This is a genomic window from Bradyrhizobium sp. 142 (genome assembly GCF_023074015.1).
In the GTDB taxonomy this organism is placed as follows: domain Bacteria; phylum Pseudomonadota; class Alphaproteobacteria; order Rhizobiales; family Xanthobacteraceae; genus Bradyrhizobium.
This window is the reverse complement of record NZ_JADPKQ010000035.1, coordinates 19773-35535: the sequence shown is the minus strand read 5'-3', so window position 1 is coordinate 35535 and position 15763 is coordinate 19773. Positions and strand designations below refer to the sequence as shown.

Annotated in this window: 14 protein-coding genes; 6 read left to right on the top strand and 8 right to left on the bottom strand. The window is 64.1% G+C overall.

What is annotated here, in order from left to right; genetic code table 11:
• Positions 1 to 35 precede the first annotated feature (35 nt).
• From IVA82_RS03185 to IVA82_RS03170, 4 genes are all read right to left on the bottom strand, one after another.
• The gene (locus IVA82_RS03185; RefSeq protein ID WP_247382734.1) at positions 36 to 1763 is read right to left on the bottom strand and encodes a methanol/ethanol family PQQ-dependent dehydrogenase; all 1728 of its coding nucleotides are present in this window, start codon (positions 1761 to 1763) and stop codon (positions 36 to 38) included.
• Positions 1764 to 1870: 107 nt separating this feature from the next.
• Positions 1871 to 2518, bottom strand: coding sequence for a Rieske (2Fe-2S) protein (locus tag IVA82_RS03180; protein WP_247382733.1), 648 nt, complete (start codon positions 2516 to 2518; stop codon positions 1871 to 1873).
• Between the two features lie 248 nt (positions 2519 to 2766).
• Positions 2767 to 3231, bottom strand: a complete 465-nt coding sequence (locus IVA82_RS03175) for a group III truncated hemoglobin (protein WP_247382732.1) — start codon at positions 3229 to 3231, stop codon at positions 2767 to 2769.
• A gap of 193 nt (positions 3232 to 3424) precedes the next feature.
• Positions 3425 to 4276 (bottom strand): 3-hydroxybutyryl-CoA dehydrogenase, encoded by an 852-nt coding sequence (locus IVA82_RS03170; RefSeq protein ID WP_247382731.1) that lies wholly within the window; start codon positions 4274 to 4276, stop codon positions 3425 to 3427.
• 513 nt (positions 4277 to 4789) lie between these two features.
• On the opposite strand from IVA82_RS03170, the gene IVA82_RS03165 reads away from it, so the two are divergent.
• Complete coding sequence (locus IVA82_RS03165) at positions 4790 to 5488, top strand: ABC transporter permease (RefSeq protein WP_247382730.1); 699 nt, start codon at positions 4790 to 4792, stop codon at positions 5486 to 5488.
• Here the strand turns inward: IVA82_RS03165 and IVA82_RS03160 are convergent.
• Positions 5462 to 6271 carry an extracellular solute-binding protein gene (locus tag IVA82_RS03160; RefSeq protein ID WP_247382729.1) on the bottom strand — a complete coding sequence of 270 codons (810 nt, stop codon included), beginning with the start codon at positions 6269 to 6271 and terminating at the stop codon, positions 5462 to 5464. The two genes, IVA82_RS03165 and IVA82_RS03160, sit on opposite strands and share 27 nt — an antisense overlap.
• A gap of 230 nt (positions 6272 to 6501) precedes the next feature.
• Between IVA82_RS03160 and IVA82_RS03155 the strand changes: the two genes are divergently transcribed.
• Together IVA82_RS03155 and IVA82_RS03150 are read left to right on the top strand one after the other, a co-directional pair.
• A complete protein-coding gene (locus tag IVA82_RS03155; RefSeq protein WP_247382728.1) occupies positions 6502 to 7608 on the top strand; it encodes a hypothetical protein in 1107 nt (368 codons plus the stop codon).
• A 63-nt stretch (positions 7609 to 7671) separates the two neighbouring features.
• Positions 7672 to 7956, top strand: a complete 285-nt coding sequence (locus IVA82_RS03150; protein WP_247382727.1) for a TonB-dependent receptor plug domain-containing protein — start codon at positions 7672 to 7674, stop codon at positions 7954 to 7956.
• Positions 7957 to 8054: 98 nt separating this feature from the next.
• Here IVA82_RS03150 and hutU read toward each other — a convergent pair whose 3' ends face one another.
• From hutU to hutI, 3 genes are read right to left on the bottom strand one after another with little or no spacing between them, the layout of a single operon-like run.
• Positions 8055 to 9725, bottom strand: coding sequence for a urocanate hydratase (hutU, locus tag IVA82_RS03145; protein WP_247382726.1), 1671 nt, complete (start codon positions 9723 to 9725; stop codon positions 8055 to 8057).
• Positions 9726 to 9750: 25 nt separating this feature from the next.
• Complete coding sequence (gene hutH / locus IVA82_RS03140) at positions 9751 to 11310, bottom strand: histidine ammonia-lyase (protein WP_247382725.1); 1560 nt, start codon at positions 11308 to 11310, stop codon at positions 9751 to 9753.
• A complete protein-coding gene (gene hutI, locus IVA82_RS03135; RefSeq protein WP_247382724.1) occupies positions 11307 to 12521 on the bottom strand; it encodes an imidazolonepropionase in 1215 nt (404 codons plus the stop codon). The genes hutH and hutI overlap by 4 nt, the downstream gene beginning before the upstream one ends.
• Before the next feature lie 85 nt (positions 12522 to 12606).
• Here hutI and IVA82_RS03130 point away from each other — a divergent pair, with 85 nt between their 5' ends.
• The 3 genes from IVA82_RS03130 (at position 12607) to IVA82_RS03120 (ending at position 15744) form a co-directional block, all read left to right on the top strand.
• A complete protein-coding gene (locus IVA82_RS03130; RefSeq protein ID WP_247382723.1) occupies positions 12607 to 13965 on the top strand; it encodes a formimidoylglutamate deiminase in 1359 nt (452 codons plus the stop codon).
• Positions 13962 to 14690 carry a histidine utilization repressor gene (gene hutC, locus IVA82_RS03125; RefSeq protein ID WP_148738535.1) on the top strand — a complete coding sequence of 243 codons (729 nt, stop codon included), beginning with the start codon at positions 13962 to 13964 and terminating at the stop codon, positions 14688 to 14690. Before IVA82_RS03130 ends, hutC begins: the two co-directional genes overlap by 4 nt.
• A 115-nt stretch (positions 14691 to 14805) precedes the next feature.
• Positions 14806 to 15744 (top strand): ABC transporter substrate-binding protein, encoded by a 939-nt coding sequence (locus tag IVA82_RS03120; protein ID WP_247382722.1) that lies wholly within the window; start codon positions 14806 to 14808, stop codon positions 15742 to 15744.
• The last annotated feature ends 19 nt before the right edge of the window (positions 15745 to 15763 follow it).

The window sequence follows — 15763 nt, the reverse complement described above, 5'->3', positions numbered from 1 at the left end:
CGCGCCGCTCCGCTTCTTCGATCCGCCCGCGGAGCTTACTTCTTCAGCGCGAACACCCAGATGACGCCGCCCTGCGGCACATTGGCTTCGGTGCCGATATTGTTGGTCACGAGCGCATCCTGGATGCGCTGCGCGTCCACCCCCCAGCCCGACTGGATCGCAATGTATTGCGTCCCGTCGACCTCATAGGACACCGGCATGCCCATGATGCCGGAGTTGGTCTTCTGCTCCCACAATTGCTCGCCGGTCTTGGCGTTGAAGGCGCGGAAGTTGCGGTCGTTGGTACCACCGGCGAAAATGAGATTGCCTGCGGTCGCCGTGACCGATCCGAACAGCTGCGATTTCGGGAAGTTGTGCTGCCACACCTTCTTGCCCGTGACGGGATCCCAGGCCTGGAGCTCACCGAAATGGTCGGCGCCCGGCTTTGTCTTCAAGCCGATGTCCTCCGGCTTGGTGCCGAGCCAGAGTTCGCCCGGCTTGAGTGCAACCTTCTCGCCGGTGAAGCCGCCGCAGAAATTCTCGTTGGCGGGCACGTAGACGAGACCGGTCTTCTGGCTGTAGGCCGCCGACGGCCAGTCCTTGCCGCCCCACAGCGACGGGCAGAACTCGACGCGCTTGCCGATCACCGGCTTGTGCGCGGGATCGAGGATCGGCTTGCCGGTCTCGGCATCGATGCCTTTCCAGACATCGGTGGAGACGAACGGCCAGCCGGCGACGTAGTTGATCTTGGTCGGCGTGCGCTCGAGTATCCAGAAGATCGCGTCGCGGCCCGGATGGACCAGGCTCTTGATGTTGCGACCGTCGCGCTGCAGGTCGATCAGCATCGGCGCATCGACCTCGTCCCAGTCCCAGGAATCGTTCTGGTGGTATTGGTGATGGGTCTTGATCTTGCCGGTGTTGGGATCGAGCGCGAGCACCGATGAAGTGTAGAGATTGTCGCCGGGATGAGTCTCGCCGGGCCACGGCGCGGCGTTGCCGACGCCCCAATAGATCGTCTTGGTCTCCTTGTCGTAATTGCCGGTCATCCAGGCCGAGCCGCCGCCGTTCTTCCAGTCCTCGCCCTGCCAGGTGTCATGACCGGGCTCGCCCTCGCCGGGAATGGTGAAGGTCCGCCACAGCTCCTTGCCGTCCTTCGCATCATAGGCGGCGACATAGCCGCGCACGCCGAACTCGCCACCAGAGCCGCCGACGATGACCTTGCCGTCGACGATCAGCGGCATCAGGGTCATGTACTGCCCCTTCTTGTAGTCCTGCACCTTGGTGTCCCACACCACCTTGCCGGTCTTGGCGTCGAGCGCGACGACATGATCGTCGGTGGTGGCGAGGTAGAGCTTGTCCTCCCACAGGCCGACGCCTCGGCTGGTCGGATGCAACTGGAACAGATCATCGGGAAGCTGCCGCTTGTAGCGCCAGTATTCGTCGCCGGTCTTCGCGTTCAGCGCGATCACCTGCCCCATCGGGGTTGCCACGAACATCACGCCATTGTTGACGATCGGCGGCGCCTCGTGGCCTTCGACCACGCCGGTGGCAAAGGTCCAGACCGGCGTCAGGCTCTTCACGTTCGAGGTGTTGATCTGGTCAAGCGGGCTGTAGCCCTGCCCGTCATAAGTGCGCCGATAGAGCATCCAGTTGCTGGGCTCCGGATTTTCCAGGCGCTGCGCGGTGACCGGCGCGTAATTCTCGATCGGCCCTGACACGGCGGCGGTCGAGGCGAGGCAGGTGAAGGCGACGAAGCCGGACAGTAACCATTGCTTGCTCGTCATGGACGTTTCCCCTTTGATGAATTCGTTTGTGAATTCTTTGTCGTTGTTCTCGTCACCCGCAGCGCGCGGATGCGGCCTGTCGTGGTGCGGGCGCGACCCGCGGACCATCATCCTGGCTGCGCGCCACCTACCTTTCCGACGAAGTTCCCGGCGACGCTGAGCGAGTTCTCAGTGAGCGTCAGAGGCAGCGCCGCGAGTCGCCGCGGTGCCGGCCCGAAAACGACCTGCGCGCCCGCGCGGGGATCGTATTCGGAGTTGTGGCACATGCATTTGAACACTTCCTTGTCGCCGACATCGCTCTTGACCCAGGCGGTGACGGGACAGCCGGCATGGGAACAGATCGCCGAATAGGCGATGATGCCGTCGACGGCGCGCGCGCGCGTCTGCTCGTCGAGCTCGGCGGGATCGAGCCGGATGATCAGGATCTCGTTGAGCCGCGAGGCGCTGCGCACCACCGATGTTTTTGGATCCTTCGGCCAGGCATGGACCGGCGGCGAGCCGGGCGACAGATCGGCCGCGGTGATGACCTTTCCTTCCTGATCGCCTTCGGAGAAGACGAGCAAATCGCCTTTCTGCGGCCGCTCGTCGGAACCCGGCGGATCGTCGCCCGCACGCACCTGCGTGGAACAGGCGAGCCACGTCGTGGTGACGAGCGCCCCAATCAGAAGCGCCCGCCGCTCCGTACAGGCGCCAGCTTGGGATTCCGCTGTGTTGTCGGAGGATGAAGAAGTTGTGTTGAACGATGCACTCGACATGTCTGCAAGCAGGCGCTGGAACTCTGCCGAAAAAATGGCGGAGATTTTTCGCCGCAGTGCATCAATATAGCTTTGCTCGTCCTGATTGAACGCAAAATGCGCGCATTCACGCGCATATTTTGAATTGCAACGTCACACCACGCGACCAGCATGATGATTTTGCAGATCAGATAGATGCTCTTGGTATTGGTGCAACGCGCCCAACGCGCGGCGCGATAGTCAGCGTTCTCAGGCAGGCATTCTGTATTCTAGGAGCGGAGCACGTGGCGCGGTGAAGCGATGCGCCCGGCAACGGTCGCCGACGTCATTTCGAAACTGTCGGCGATACGCCGTGCCCTGTCGATGAACAACGCGGCTGCCGCCGGCGGGCAAGCCTCGCGCGCGGTCTGCTCGAACAGGTCGAGCCAGCGGTCGAAATGATCCCCAATCAGGGCGAGCGGAAGATGCGCGCGCATCGGCGAACCATGATAGCGGCCGGTCATCAGCACGACCGACGACCAGAACCCCCTGAGCTTGGTGAGGTGCTCGTCCCAATCCTGCACCTTCGCAAATACCGGCCCCAGCAACGTGTCCTCGCGCACGCGGCCGTAGAACCGAGTCACGAGTTCCCCGATCATCTCTTCGGTGATCCCGGTACGTTCGATTGCGTCCTGAACCAGCAGGTTGCGCCGCTCGGCCGCAGCTTCCCGCTCGGCCTTTAGTCGATCCGACATGTCCTCTGCTATCCGTTCCGTTGTTCCCACAGCCAGCCGTGCGACATTGTCGGGTCAATCGCGCACGTCGTCTTTGTCGCAGCGCAAATTGCCGGTTCTGGCGGCGGGCGCTATTTCTTGAGCATGATCGTGTCGGAAAACCGCTACACACTTTTCCGAATCCTGCTCTGAACGCCCGCCGCTCGCAGCATGATCAGGCGGCGTAGGTATAAAAGCCCTGCCCGGTCTTGCGACCCAGATGGCCGGCATCCACCATCTCTTTCAGCAGAGGCGCCGGGCGATATTTAGGGTCGTTGAAGCCTTTATAAAAGACCTCCATCACCGAAAGCATGGTGTCGAGCCCGACCAGATCGGCGAGCGCCAGCGGCCCGATCGGATGGTTGCAGCCGAGCTTCATGCCGGCGTCGATCTCTTCGGCGGTCGCGATCCCTTCCTGAAGTGCAAAAATAGCCTCGTTGATCATCGGGCAAAGGATGCGGTTGACGGCGAAGCCTGGGCTGTTCTTCGCCGTGATCGCCACCTTGCCGACACGCTTGGCAAAATCGAGCGCCTTGACGTGGGTGTCGTCGGAGGTCTGCAAGCCGCGGATGAGCTCCAGCAGCGCCATCACCGGCACCGGGTTGAAGAAATGCATGCCGATGAAACGGTCGGGACGATCGGTCGCCGCGGCGAGCTTCGTGATCGAGATCGACGAAGTGTTGGTCGCGAGCAGCGTGCGCGGCGACAGTGTCGCGCAGAGGTCTTTCAGGATCTTGACCTTGAGCTCTTCGTTCTCCGTCGCGGCCTCGATCACCAGGTCGCAATCGGCGAGCTTGGCGCGATCGGTGGTGCCGGTTATCCGATTGAGCGTCGCCTCGCGATCCGCCGCCGACATCTTCTCCTTCTTGACCAGCCGCTCGAGGCTGCCGCCGACAGTGGCGATACCGCGTCCCACCGCCGCATCGGAAATATCGACCATGACGACCGAAAGACCGGCCGCAGCGCAGATCTGCGCGATGCCGTTCCCCATGGTCCCTGCCCCGATGATGCCAACGGTATTGATCATTGCTTCACATCCTTCTCATCTGCGGGCGCAACCGGCCCGACCCCTTTGGTCCTGCATCAGGGTCTAGCACCGCTGGCGACCGGTTGCGACCCGATCCTGCTCCCTCCCTAAAGCATCCATCGCGGGAATAAAGCCCCGCTGGCCGGAGCGGACGGTATAGACGCGCTCGCCTTGAGGAGATTTGCTGGCGCCACCTGGCCGATCAGTCGTATTCTGCTGTCCGATTCTTGGCCCCTGTTCGGATTGGCTGACTCATAGGCGGCGATCCTGATGGTCTTCCTGATCCTGAGATACGTTGGCTCAACGCCCACTTTGCCAAGTTCTGGAAAGGATCCTCCCCATAAGCCCGGCAATCGAAAGCCCTTGGCGCGAACCAAGGGTATCGACCATATTACTGACCGGCCGCCGCTTTGCTCCAACAATGACACCTAAGGACCAGCCCGTGAAGCGCCTCTGCAGCTCCGACCTCGACGATCCGGAGTTGCCCGGCCGCACAGCGAAGTTCGCCCGCGGATGAACGACTTCGCGCGCTCCATCACCACCGCCTTCTCGCTCATCGGCTCGGCTGACCCGGAGCTCATCGGCATCGTCGCATTGTCGTTGCGCGTCAGCCTGACCGCCAGCATCCTCGCGCTATTGATCGGTGCACCCTTCGGCGCCTTTCTTGCGATCGCCCGTTTTCGCGGGCGGCAGGTCATCATCGTGCTGACCAATGCGCTGCTCGGTCTTCCGCCGGTCGTGGTGGGGCTTGGCCTCTATCTGCTGGTGTCACGGTCCGGCCCGCTCGGGGCAGCCGGACTGTTGTTCACGCCGACCGCCATGGTGATCGCGCAGACGCTGCTCGCCGCGCCCATCGTGGTGGCTCTGGTGCACAGGCCGGCGAGCCTGCTGTGGTCTGAGTATGGCGATTTGGCACGGATCGACGGACTGTCGGTCCTGCGCAGCATAGCCCTGCTGTTCGCGCTCGGCCGGACGTCGCTGCTGACGGCGTTCCTTGCCGCCTTCGGGCGCGCGATCGCGGAGGTTGGCGCCATCATCGTCGTCGGCGGCAATATTCGCGGCTTCACCCGCACGATGACGACCGCGATCGCGCTGGAGACCAGCAAGGGCGACCTGCCGCTAGCACTCGGGCTCGGGCTGATCCTGCTCGCGCTCAGCGTGGCAGTGTCGACCGTCGCCTTCCTGCTAGTGGGACGCGTTGGGGAAAAATAGCTGCTCGCCGTCGATCTTGTAGCCCGCGATCGCGTCCTGTCCCTTCGGCGAGATCAGCCAGTCGATGAAGGCCTGCCCGTCCTGCGCCTTTACATTCGGATGCTTTGCCGGATTCACCAGCATGATGCCGTATTGGTTGAAGAGCCGCTTGTCGCCCTCCGTCAGGATCGCAAGCTCGCCGCGGTTCTTGAATGACAGCCAGGTGCCGCGGTCCGACAGAACGTAGGCGTTCGACGACGAGGCCATGTTCAGTGCCGGCCCCATGCCCTGGCCGATCTCGCGATACCAGCCGTCCTTGCCGGCACCGAGGTCGACGCCCGCCTCCTGCCACAGCCTCAGCTCGGCCGCATGCGTGCCCGACTTGTCGCCCCGCGAGACGAACGCCGCCTTCGCCGCCGCGATTTTTCGCAGCGCCTCGGTCACGTCCTTGCCGCCGGCGATGTGCGCGGGATCGCTCTTCGGCCCGACAATGACGAAGTCGTTGTACATGACATCGAAGCGCTTTACGCCCTGCCCTTCGGACATGAACTTGTCTTCGGCGAGCCTGTCATGGACGAACACCACGTCGGCATCGCCCCGCCTTCCGATGTCGAGTGCCTGACCGGTGCCGACGGCAACCACCTTCACATCGATGCCCTCGGCTTTCGAGAACAAGGGGAGCAGATAGCCGAACAGGCCCGACTGCTCCGTCGACGTCGTCGAAGCCATGGTGATCGTGCGATCCTGCGCCAGCGCAAGTGTCGACCAGAACAGGACCGCTCCGATGGCGGCAATTCTTCTCATGCGTCGTCCTTAGATGTCGAGCGATCCAGGTTACCCACCCGAGGATGATACGGGAACCCCGAAGTTCGGCACGATGCACTTTGCGACCTGATGGATGTTCTGCAATTGGTCCCACCTACATTGACATCGGTGTGACAGCCGGGGCAGTTTTTTGCATTGCTGGCGAATCAGCAATTGCCTCACGCCGAGGACCTCTTGGACAACTCCCAGTGCTATCGAGACTGATATCGTTGCTGCGCCGCATTCCCGCGGTGAAATGGGCGTTCAACCGGCTTCGGCCTCTGCCGCACAGCGGCGGCATCGATGTGGCGCCAATCGCTGCGGACGAACCTTCTGCCATCATCGATATCGCCGAATCTGCTCCGGCTCTCGACACCAACGCCGATCCTTTGCACAACGACGCACACAGCGCGGTCACGGCTCCAATCACGGAGAATGACGCGGCTATTTCTGTCATCGCGGAGAGCCCGTCGGCGGTCCCGTCCGATATCAATGTCAGCGACGATTCATCTCGAGCGCCGCCCATAGAAGGTGATCCGATCGCGGTGGAGGAGCCTTCGGGCTCGTCTGACGTCGAAAGTGAGCCGATCGAAGGCTCCGATCTCGTTATTGGCAGCGATACTTCCCCTGACCTCTCCGTGTGCGTCGAGCCTATCGTCGCAGACGGGATCTCAGTTTCATCTGCCGACCTCGAGAGCACTCCGATCGGTGGTCCTGACGTCGTCATCGACGCCGATCCCTCTCACACCGTTCTCGCAAATGTCGCCCCAAGCGTCGTAGACGACTTGTGTGTCGCCTTGGTCGACGCCGAAGCCTCTGCAGCTGATGCCCCCGAGGTCAGCACCAAGAGCAATCCATCTTCGGGTATCGCGCTAGAGATCGAGCTGATCCCTGCAAACGACTCTCACGTCGCTGCAATCGCCACTATCGAGCCTACCAGCATCGATCCGGCCCCGGCTGTTATGGCCCTCTCGCCGGAGACCAGCGCACCGAAGGCTCGGGCAAAAGTCGCGGAACCGATCGATCGTGCCACGCTGATCCGACGACGCTGGGCGGAAACCGGAAGCAGAATGTGGAATCCGCGGCTCCACGGCACTGGCGATGCGACGCTGAACATCCAGGGGCGCGTCGAGCTGCTACCGCCCGCGGCCGGCGAGACGATGCCGCGCTACGACAAGATGGAATTCAAGATGCTCGGCGGGCAGATCGTCTGCGAGGGCGTCATCGTCGAGGCGCCCGCGCAATCAAGCCAGCGCAGCTTTACCCGGCTCGCCGAACCGCGGAACCCGGAGCGGGCCCACGAGACGGTGCGGGAACGGCAGGCAGCTCTCGCCTGAACCTTTTCCGATTCGGCGAACCTCGCGTTTGTGCTAAGGTGACGTCCCGATATGGGAGATCGCATGCCTACAAAATTGCTGCGATTTGTCGTGATCGCCGTCCTCTGCTTGTCGCAAGCCACTTTTGCCGCTTCGGGCAAACACCCGCGCCATGTGCCTGCAACCGCGCCCGCGACAGACCCTGCTGCGCCCTATAAGGCCGATCGGCTGTCGTCGTCGCGCGGCGAACCGATCCTCAACACGCCCGGGCAGACCACCGTACTCACGCGACAGGTCCTCGATGACAAGAACGCGACGAGCCTCAGGGACGCCCTGCGCTCGACCGCCGGCTTAACGATCGGACGGTAAGAGGTCTGCGTTGCAGCGGGCGCAGTTATTCCGCGCGACCAAAAAAATCACGTGAAGCGGTGCTCGCAAGGCCTGCAGAGGCGGAAGGAAGGCCGCAGCTACTTCGCCAGGCTCGGCAGATCGAGTCCGCTGGCGCGGGCGCACTCGATCGCGGTGTCGTAGCCCGCATCTGCGTGCCGCATGACGCCGCTGGCGGGATCGTTCCAGAGCACGCGCTCGATCCGACGCGCCGCGTCCGGTGTGCCGTCCGCGACGATGACCATGCCGGCATGCTGCGAATAGCCGATGCCGACGCCGCCGCCATGATGCAGCGAGACCCATGTCGCGCCGCTGGCGCAATTGAGTAGCGCGTTGAGCAGCGGCCAATCGGATACCGCATCCGAACCGTCGCGCATCGCCTCGGTCTCGCGGTTGGGGCTTGCCACCGAACCGCTGTCGAGATGATCACGGCCAATCACGACCGGTGCCTTCAATTCACCGCGCGCCACCATCTCGTTGAAGGCGAGGCCGAGCCGGTGACGATCACCAAGACCGACCCAGCAGATCCGCGCCGGCAGGCCCTGGAACTTGATGCGGGCCTTGGCCATGTCGAGCCAGTTGTGCAGATGCTTGTCATCGGGCATCAGCTCCTTGACCTTGGCGTCGGTCTTGAAGATGTCCTCGGGATCGCCCGACAGCGCGGCCCAGCGGAACGGACCGACACCGCGGCAGAATAGCGGACGGATATAGGCCGGCACGAACCCCGGGAAATCGAAGGCGTTCTTCAGGCCCATATCCTTCGCCATCTGGCGGATGTTGTTGCCGTAGTCGAGCGTCGGGATTCCCAGCGCGTGGAAATCCAGCATCGCCTGGACGTGATCGACCATGGACGTCTTCGACGCGCGCTCGACCGCTTTCGGATCGGAAGCGCGCTTGGCCTCCCACTCGGCGAGCGTCCATCCTTTCGGCAGATAGCCGTTGATCGGATCATGCGCGCTGGTCTGATCGGTGACGATGTCGGGCTTGACGCCGCGGCGCACCAGTTCCGGGAAAATCTCGGCGGCATTGCCGAGCAGGCCGACCGACACCGGTTTTTGCGTCTTTGCGGCTTCCGTCATCATCGCCAGCGCTTCGTCGAGCGTCGCGGCTTGGCGGTCGAGATAGCCGGTGCGCAGCCGCATCTCGATGCGGCTCGGCTGGCATTCGACCGCGAGCATCGAGGCGCCAGCCATAGTCGCGGCCAGCGGCTGCGCGCCGCCCATTCCGCCGAGACCGGCGGTGAGGATCCATTTGCCGGCAAGGCTGCCGCGATAATGGCGGCGGCCGACCTCGACGAAGGTCTCGTAAGTGCCCTGCACGATGCCCTGGCTGCCGATATAGATCCAGGAGCCAGCGGTCATCTGGCCGTACATCATCAGGCCCTTGCGATCGAGCTCGTTGAAATGATCGAGCGTCGCCCAGTGCGGCACCAGATTCGAGTTCGCGATCAGAACGCGCGGGGCATCCGCGTGGGTGCGGAACACGCCGACCGGCTTGCCGGACTGAACCAGCAGCGTCTGGTCGCCTTCGAGCTTGCGCAGCGACGCAACGATGCGGTCAAAACTCTCCCAGTCACGCGCAGCGCGGCCGATGCCGCCATAGACCACGAGCTCGCTCGGGCGCTCGGCGACTTCGGGATCGAGATTGTTCATGAGCATGCGGAGCGGCGCTTCCGTCAGCCAGCTCTTGGCGCTGATGTCGCTGCCCCGCGGGGCGCGGATGGTGCGGTCATTGTCCAGTCGGCGGTTCATGAAAGCCTCTTCAAGCAAATCTTATTCAGATAAGTCTCGGAAACGGGTCGGTCGGAAGCGCAGCGATCGCAGCCGCTGGCAAGGCGCCGGCTTCCACGAGCGCGGCCGCTCTGGCGAGATCGTCCGCCATGTAGCGATCGGCGCCGAGCGCGGGCACTTGTTCGCGCAAAGTGGCGATGACGGCGACGAGCGGCGTGCTGGTCGCATGCGGCGCGCGCAGCGTGATGCCTTGCGCGGCGACCAAAAGCTCGATGCCGAGGATGGCGGCAAGATTGTCGGCCATGTCGGAGAGACGACGGGTGGCATGCGCAGCCATTGAGACGTGGTCTTCCTGATTGGCGCTGGTTGGCGTCGAGTCGATCGAGCAGGCAGCCGCGCGCTGCTTGTTCTCGGCATAAAGCGCGGCCGCCGTGACCTCGGCGATCATGAAGCCGGAATTGATGCCGGGGTCGGGCGTCAGGAACGGCGGCAACCCGAAATTCAGCGCCGGATCGACCAGCGTCGCGATGCGCCGCTCGCTGATTGCGCCGATCTCCGACAGCGCCAGCGCGATTGCGTCCGCGGCAAACGCCACCGGTTCGGCGTGAAAATTGCCACCCGAGACGATCTCGCCGGTCTCAACGAGGACTAGCGGATTATCGGTGACGGCATTGGCCTCGACGATCAGGGTGCGCGCCGCCTGCGTGATCAGGTCGAGCGCGGCGCCTGTGACCTGCGGCTGGCAGCGCAGGCAATAGGGATCCTGCACACGCTCGTCGCCTTCGAGATGCGACTGCCTGATGTCGCTGCCGTCGAGCAGGGCGATCAATGTTGCCGCCGCGGCGATCTGCCCGGCATGGCCGCGCAACGCCTGGATTTCCGGGCGGAACGGCGCCGTTGACGCCATCGCCGCATCGACCGACAGCGCGCCGGTCACGAGCGCGGCGCAAGCAAGACGAAACGCGCGGAGCACGCCGGAGATGGCGTAGGCGGTTGAGAATTGCGTGCCGTTGATCAGCGCGAGCCCCTCCTTGGGGCCGAGCGTCAGCGGCGTCAAGCCGGCGATGGCGAGTGCCTCGCTGCCGGATACGACCTTGCCGTTGACGAGCGCCTGCCCCTCACCGATCATGACGGCGGTCATGTGCGCGAGTGGCGCAAGATCGCCGGAGGCACCGACCGAACCCTGCTGCGGCACCAGCGGATAGACGCGCTGCGCCAGCATTCGCTGCAACTGCTCGATCACTTCGCGCCGCACGCCGGAGGCGCCACGTCCGAGCGAAACGATCTTCAGCGCCATCATCAGCCGCACGATCGGCTCGGGTGTCGCCGGCCCGACGCCGCAGCAATGCGAGACGATGAGGTTGCGCTGAAGCAGCGCGGTCTGGTCGGGCGGAATGCGCTTTGAGGCGAGCTTACCAAAGCCGGTATTGATGCCGTAGACCGGCGCGTCGGCGCGCGCGGCTTTCGTGACGATCGCAGCGGCCGCCTCGACGCGCGGCCAGAATGCCGGATCAAGAACGATGGGAGCCCCGGTCAGCACGCGCGCGAGCTCGTCGAGGCTGACCGTACCCGGTTTGACGATGATCGGCGTGCCGGCGTCCGTCACTGTCCCCTCCACAACCGACGATGCAGCGGATTGAAACCGATGCGATAAACGAGCTCGGCGGGACGCTCGACGTCCCAAATCGCGAGATCGCACCATTTGCCGGCTTCGAGCGTGCCCGTTTCATGGAGCACGCCGAGCGCGCGGGCGCCTTCGCGCGTCACGCCGGCGATGCATTCGGCGACCGTCATCCGGAACAGCGTCGCGCCCATGTTCATCACGAGCAGCAACGAGGTCAGCGGCGAGCTGCCGGGATTGCAGTCGGTCGCAAGCGCCATGTTGACGCCGTGCTTGCGGAACGTCTCGACCGACGGCTTCTGCGTCTCGCGGATGAAATAGAAGGCGCCGGGCAGCAGCACGGCCACCGTGCCGGCTTTTGCCATCGCGGCCGCGCCGGGCTCGTCAGTATGCTCGAGATGATCGGCAGAGAGCGCCGAGAATTTTGCGGCGAGCGCCGCACCGCCGAGGTTCGACAATTGGTCGGCGTGCAGCTTGACCGGCAGCCCCAGCGCGCTCGCGGTCTCGAACACCCGCGCCGTCTGCTCACCGGAGAAAGCGATGCCTTCCATGAAGGCATCAACAGCATCGGCAAGGCCAGCCTTCGCCACGGCGGGCAGCATCTCCTTGCAGACGAGATCGATGTAGCGGTCCTTGTCGCCTTCGGCCTCCGGTGGCAGCGCATGTGCGCCGAGGAAGGATGTCCGGATCGCAACCGGCCGCTGGCGACCGAGGCTGCGGGCGGCCGCGAGTTGCCGCAGTTCCGTCTCGGTGTCGAGGCCATAGCCGGACTTGATTTCGATGGTGGTCACGCCCTCGCCGATCAGCGCATCGAGCCGTGGCAATGCGCTTGCGACGAGGTCGGCTTCGCTGGCCTTGCGGGTCGCAGCCACCGTCGAGACGATGCCGCCGCCGGCGCGTGCGATCTCCTCGTAGCTTGCGCCCTTCAGGCGCAGCTCGAACTCATGCGCGCGGTCGCCGCCGTAGACAAGGTGGGTGTGGCAGTCGACAAGGCCGGGCGTGATCCAGCGTCCTTCGCAGTCGGTCCGCTTGATCGCGTCTGCATCCGCAGGGAAGTCCGCCTCTGCGCCCGCATAGACGATGAGGCCGCCACGCGCGGCGATCAAGCCGTGCTCGATCTCGCCGAGATCGGGGCGGTCGGCCCGCAGCGTGGCGAGCCGGGCATTGTGCCAGATGCGGTCGAAGCGCTCTGCCATGCGAATATCCATACGCCGTGGGATGCTTGACTTATATGTCTAGACATATAATCGTGTCGCGGTTCTGTCCAGCCGGCTTGTAATCATGACCCGACTGCATTTCGCCTCCGCGCTCCTGCCTGCGGGCTGGGCCAATGACGTGCGGGTGGTCGTCACCGCCGGCGCGATCGCCGCAGTGACGCCGGGCGCGGCGCCGGCCGCCGGCGACGAGCGCCACCACATCGCGCTTCCGGGACTGGCGAGCCTGCACAGCCACGCCTTTCAGCGCGGCATGGCGGGATTGGCCGAACTGCGCGGTAGCTCGACCGACACGTTCTGGACCTGGCGCGAGACGATGTATCGGTTTGCACTGGAGATGACGCCAGACGACGTCGCCGCCGTTGCAACATTGCTCTATGTCGAGATGCTGGAGCAGGGTTTTACTCGCGTTGGCGAATTCCATTACCTGCATCACGATCGCGACGGCTCGCCCTACGCCGATCTCGCCGAGATGGCCGCACGCATCGCGCAGGCTTCTGAGGCGTCCGGCATCGGCCTTACATTGCTGCCCAGTTTTTATGCGCATGGCTCCTTCGGCGGCGCAGCGCCGCATGTCGGCCAGCGCCGCTTCATTTGCTCGGTCGATCTGTTCGCTGCACTGATGGCTGCGTCGCGCAAGGCCATTGCGAAACTGCCGGGCGCCAATATCGGCATCGCGCCGCACAGTTTACGCGCGGTGACGCCGGAGGAACTTACGGCGATCATACCGCTGGCGGATGGCGGCCCGGTGCATATTCATGCGGCCGAACAGGTCAAGGAAGTAGAGGATTGCCTGGCATGGTCGGACCGCCGTCCAGTGCAGTGGTTGCTGGAGCACGCGCCCGTCGATCAACGCTGGTGCCTCATCCACGCGACCCACACGACGAGTGAGGAAGTCAGCGCGTTCGCTCGGACCGGTGCGGTCGCCGGCCTCTGCCCCATCACCGAGGCGAGCCTCGGCGACGGGATCTTTCCCGCGCGCGAATTCCTCGACGCCGGCGGCGCGTTCGGCGTCGGCACCGATTCCAACGTCCTCGTCGGCGTCGTCGACGAGTTGCGCCAGCTCGAATACGGCCAGCGTTTGAAGCATCGCGAGCGCAACGTGCTCTCGGGCGGTCCCGGCGTATCGACTGGACGCGCGCTGTTCGATCATGCACTCGCGGGCGGTGCCCGGGCGCTGGCGCAGGAGACGGTCGGCCTTGCGCCGGGCGCGCGCGCCGACATCGTCACGCTGGATACCGCACATCCGTCGTTGGCGGGGCGTTCGCGCGACGCTGTCATGGACGGCTGGATTTTCGCGGCAGGCAGCGGCGCGATCGATTGCGTCTGGGCCGGCGGTACCAAGGTCGTCGAAGGCGGCCGACACAGACTGCGCCAATCCGCGCGCGAACGCTTCAACGCATCGGTGCGGAGGCTCGTCGCATGAGCCTTGCCACTGACGCCGCCGACAAGCCGACGCTCTACAAGCGCATCCGGGCCGACATCGAAAAGCGGATCCTGACCGGCGAATGGCCGCCGGGTCACCGCATTCCGTTCGAACACGAACTGGTCGCGCGCTATGGCTGCTCGCGCATGACGGTGAACAAGGCATTGTCGGAGCTCGCGCAGGCCGATCTGATCGAGCGGCGCCGGCGCGCCGGCTCCTTCGTGCGCCGGCCGCAGCATCAGTCGGCCGTACTCAAGATCGCCGATATCCGCGCCGAAATCACCGCGCTCGGCCGCAGCTATGGCTACGAGCTGATTCATCGCAAGCTGCGCGCTGCGACTGCTTCGGACCGCGAACGTCTGGGCGTGAAGAAAGCCGGCAAGGTGATCGCAATCGCCTGCCGGCACAGCGCCGACGACGTGCCGTTCGCCGTCGAGGACAGGCTGATCGATCTGTCGTCCGTGCCGGAAGCGGCCACCGCGGACTTTGTGCGCGAGCCGCCCGGCTCCTGGCTGCTGCATCATGTCCCGTGGACGGAGGCCGAGCACACGATCAGCGCTGTTGTCGCGGACGATCGCGCGGCGGAAGTCCTCGACATCGCCATCGGCGCGCCCTGCCTCGTGATCGACCGCTATACATGGCGCGGCCCGCGCACGATCACGGCGGTGCGGCTGCTTTATCCCGGTGACTCTCACCGCCTTGTCGCCCGATTCAAGGGAGGCTGAGAGAACAATGTCGGCACAATTCGTGCAACGCTTCGGGCAACGATCCATGCAATCCGGATCGAAACCAAGAGATCAACAGGACGTCAATCCATCGATCGACAAGAGGACGACCATCATGCGTAAAGTATTTGCGACAATCATTGCCCTTACGGCCGCCACTCCGGTGCTTGCCGACGACGTCAAGGTCGGAATCGGTATTTCTGGATGGACCGGCTTCGCGCCACTGACGCTGGCGAAGGAGGCCGGCATCTTCAAGAAGAACGGCCTCGACGTGACGATCAAGAAGATCCCGCAGAAGGACCGCCACCTCGCCATCGCCTCCGGCGATGTTCAATGCGCGGCGACGACGGTCGAGACCTGGATCTCCTGGAATGCGAACGGCGTTGCCACCAAGCAGATCTTCCAGCTCGACAAGAGCTACGGCGCCGACGGTATGGCCGTGCGCAATGACGTCACAGCGATCAAGGAACTGAAGGGCAAGACGGTCGCAGCTTCCGCGCCGGGCACCTCGCCGTATTTCGCGCTGGCCTGGATGCTCAAGAAGAACGGCCTCACGGTGAAGGACGTCACGGTGGTGAACCTCGAGCCGGCTGCAGCCGCGCAGGCCTTCGTTTCGGGTCAGAACGATGCTGCCATGACCTATGAGCCGTATCTGTCGACCGTGCGCGGCGCGCCCGACAAGGGCAAGATCATCGCGACCACGCTCGACTACCCGATGGTCATGGACACCTTCGGCTGCACGCCGAAGTTCCTGAGCGAGAACCCGAAGGCGGCGCAGGCGCTGGCCAACAGCTATTTCGAGGCGCTCGAGATGATCGCCAAGGATCAGGCCAAGGCCTACGAGATCATGGGCGCCGACGTGAAGCAGTCCGGCGAGCAGTTCGGCAACTCGGCCAAATATCTGCGTTGGCAGGACAAGGCGGCGAACCAGAAGTTCTTTGCCGGCGACTTCCTGACCTTCAACAAGGAGGCCGCCGAGCTCCTGCTCGAGATCGGCATCATCAAGGCCGCGCCGAAGGTCGAAGACCTCTTCGACGCCAGCTTCATCAAGTAAACCGCCGAGAGCCGCCGGT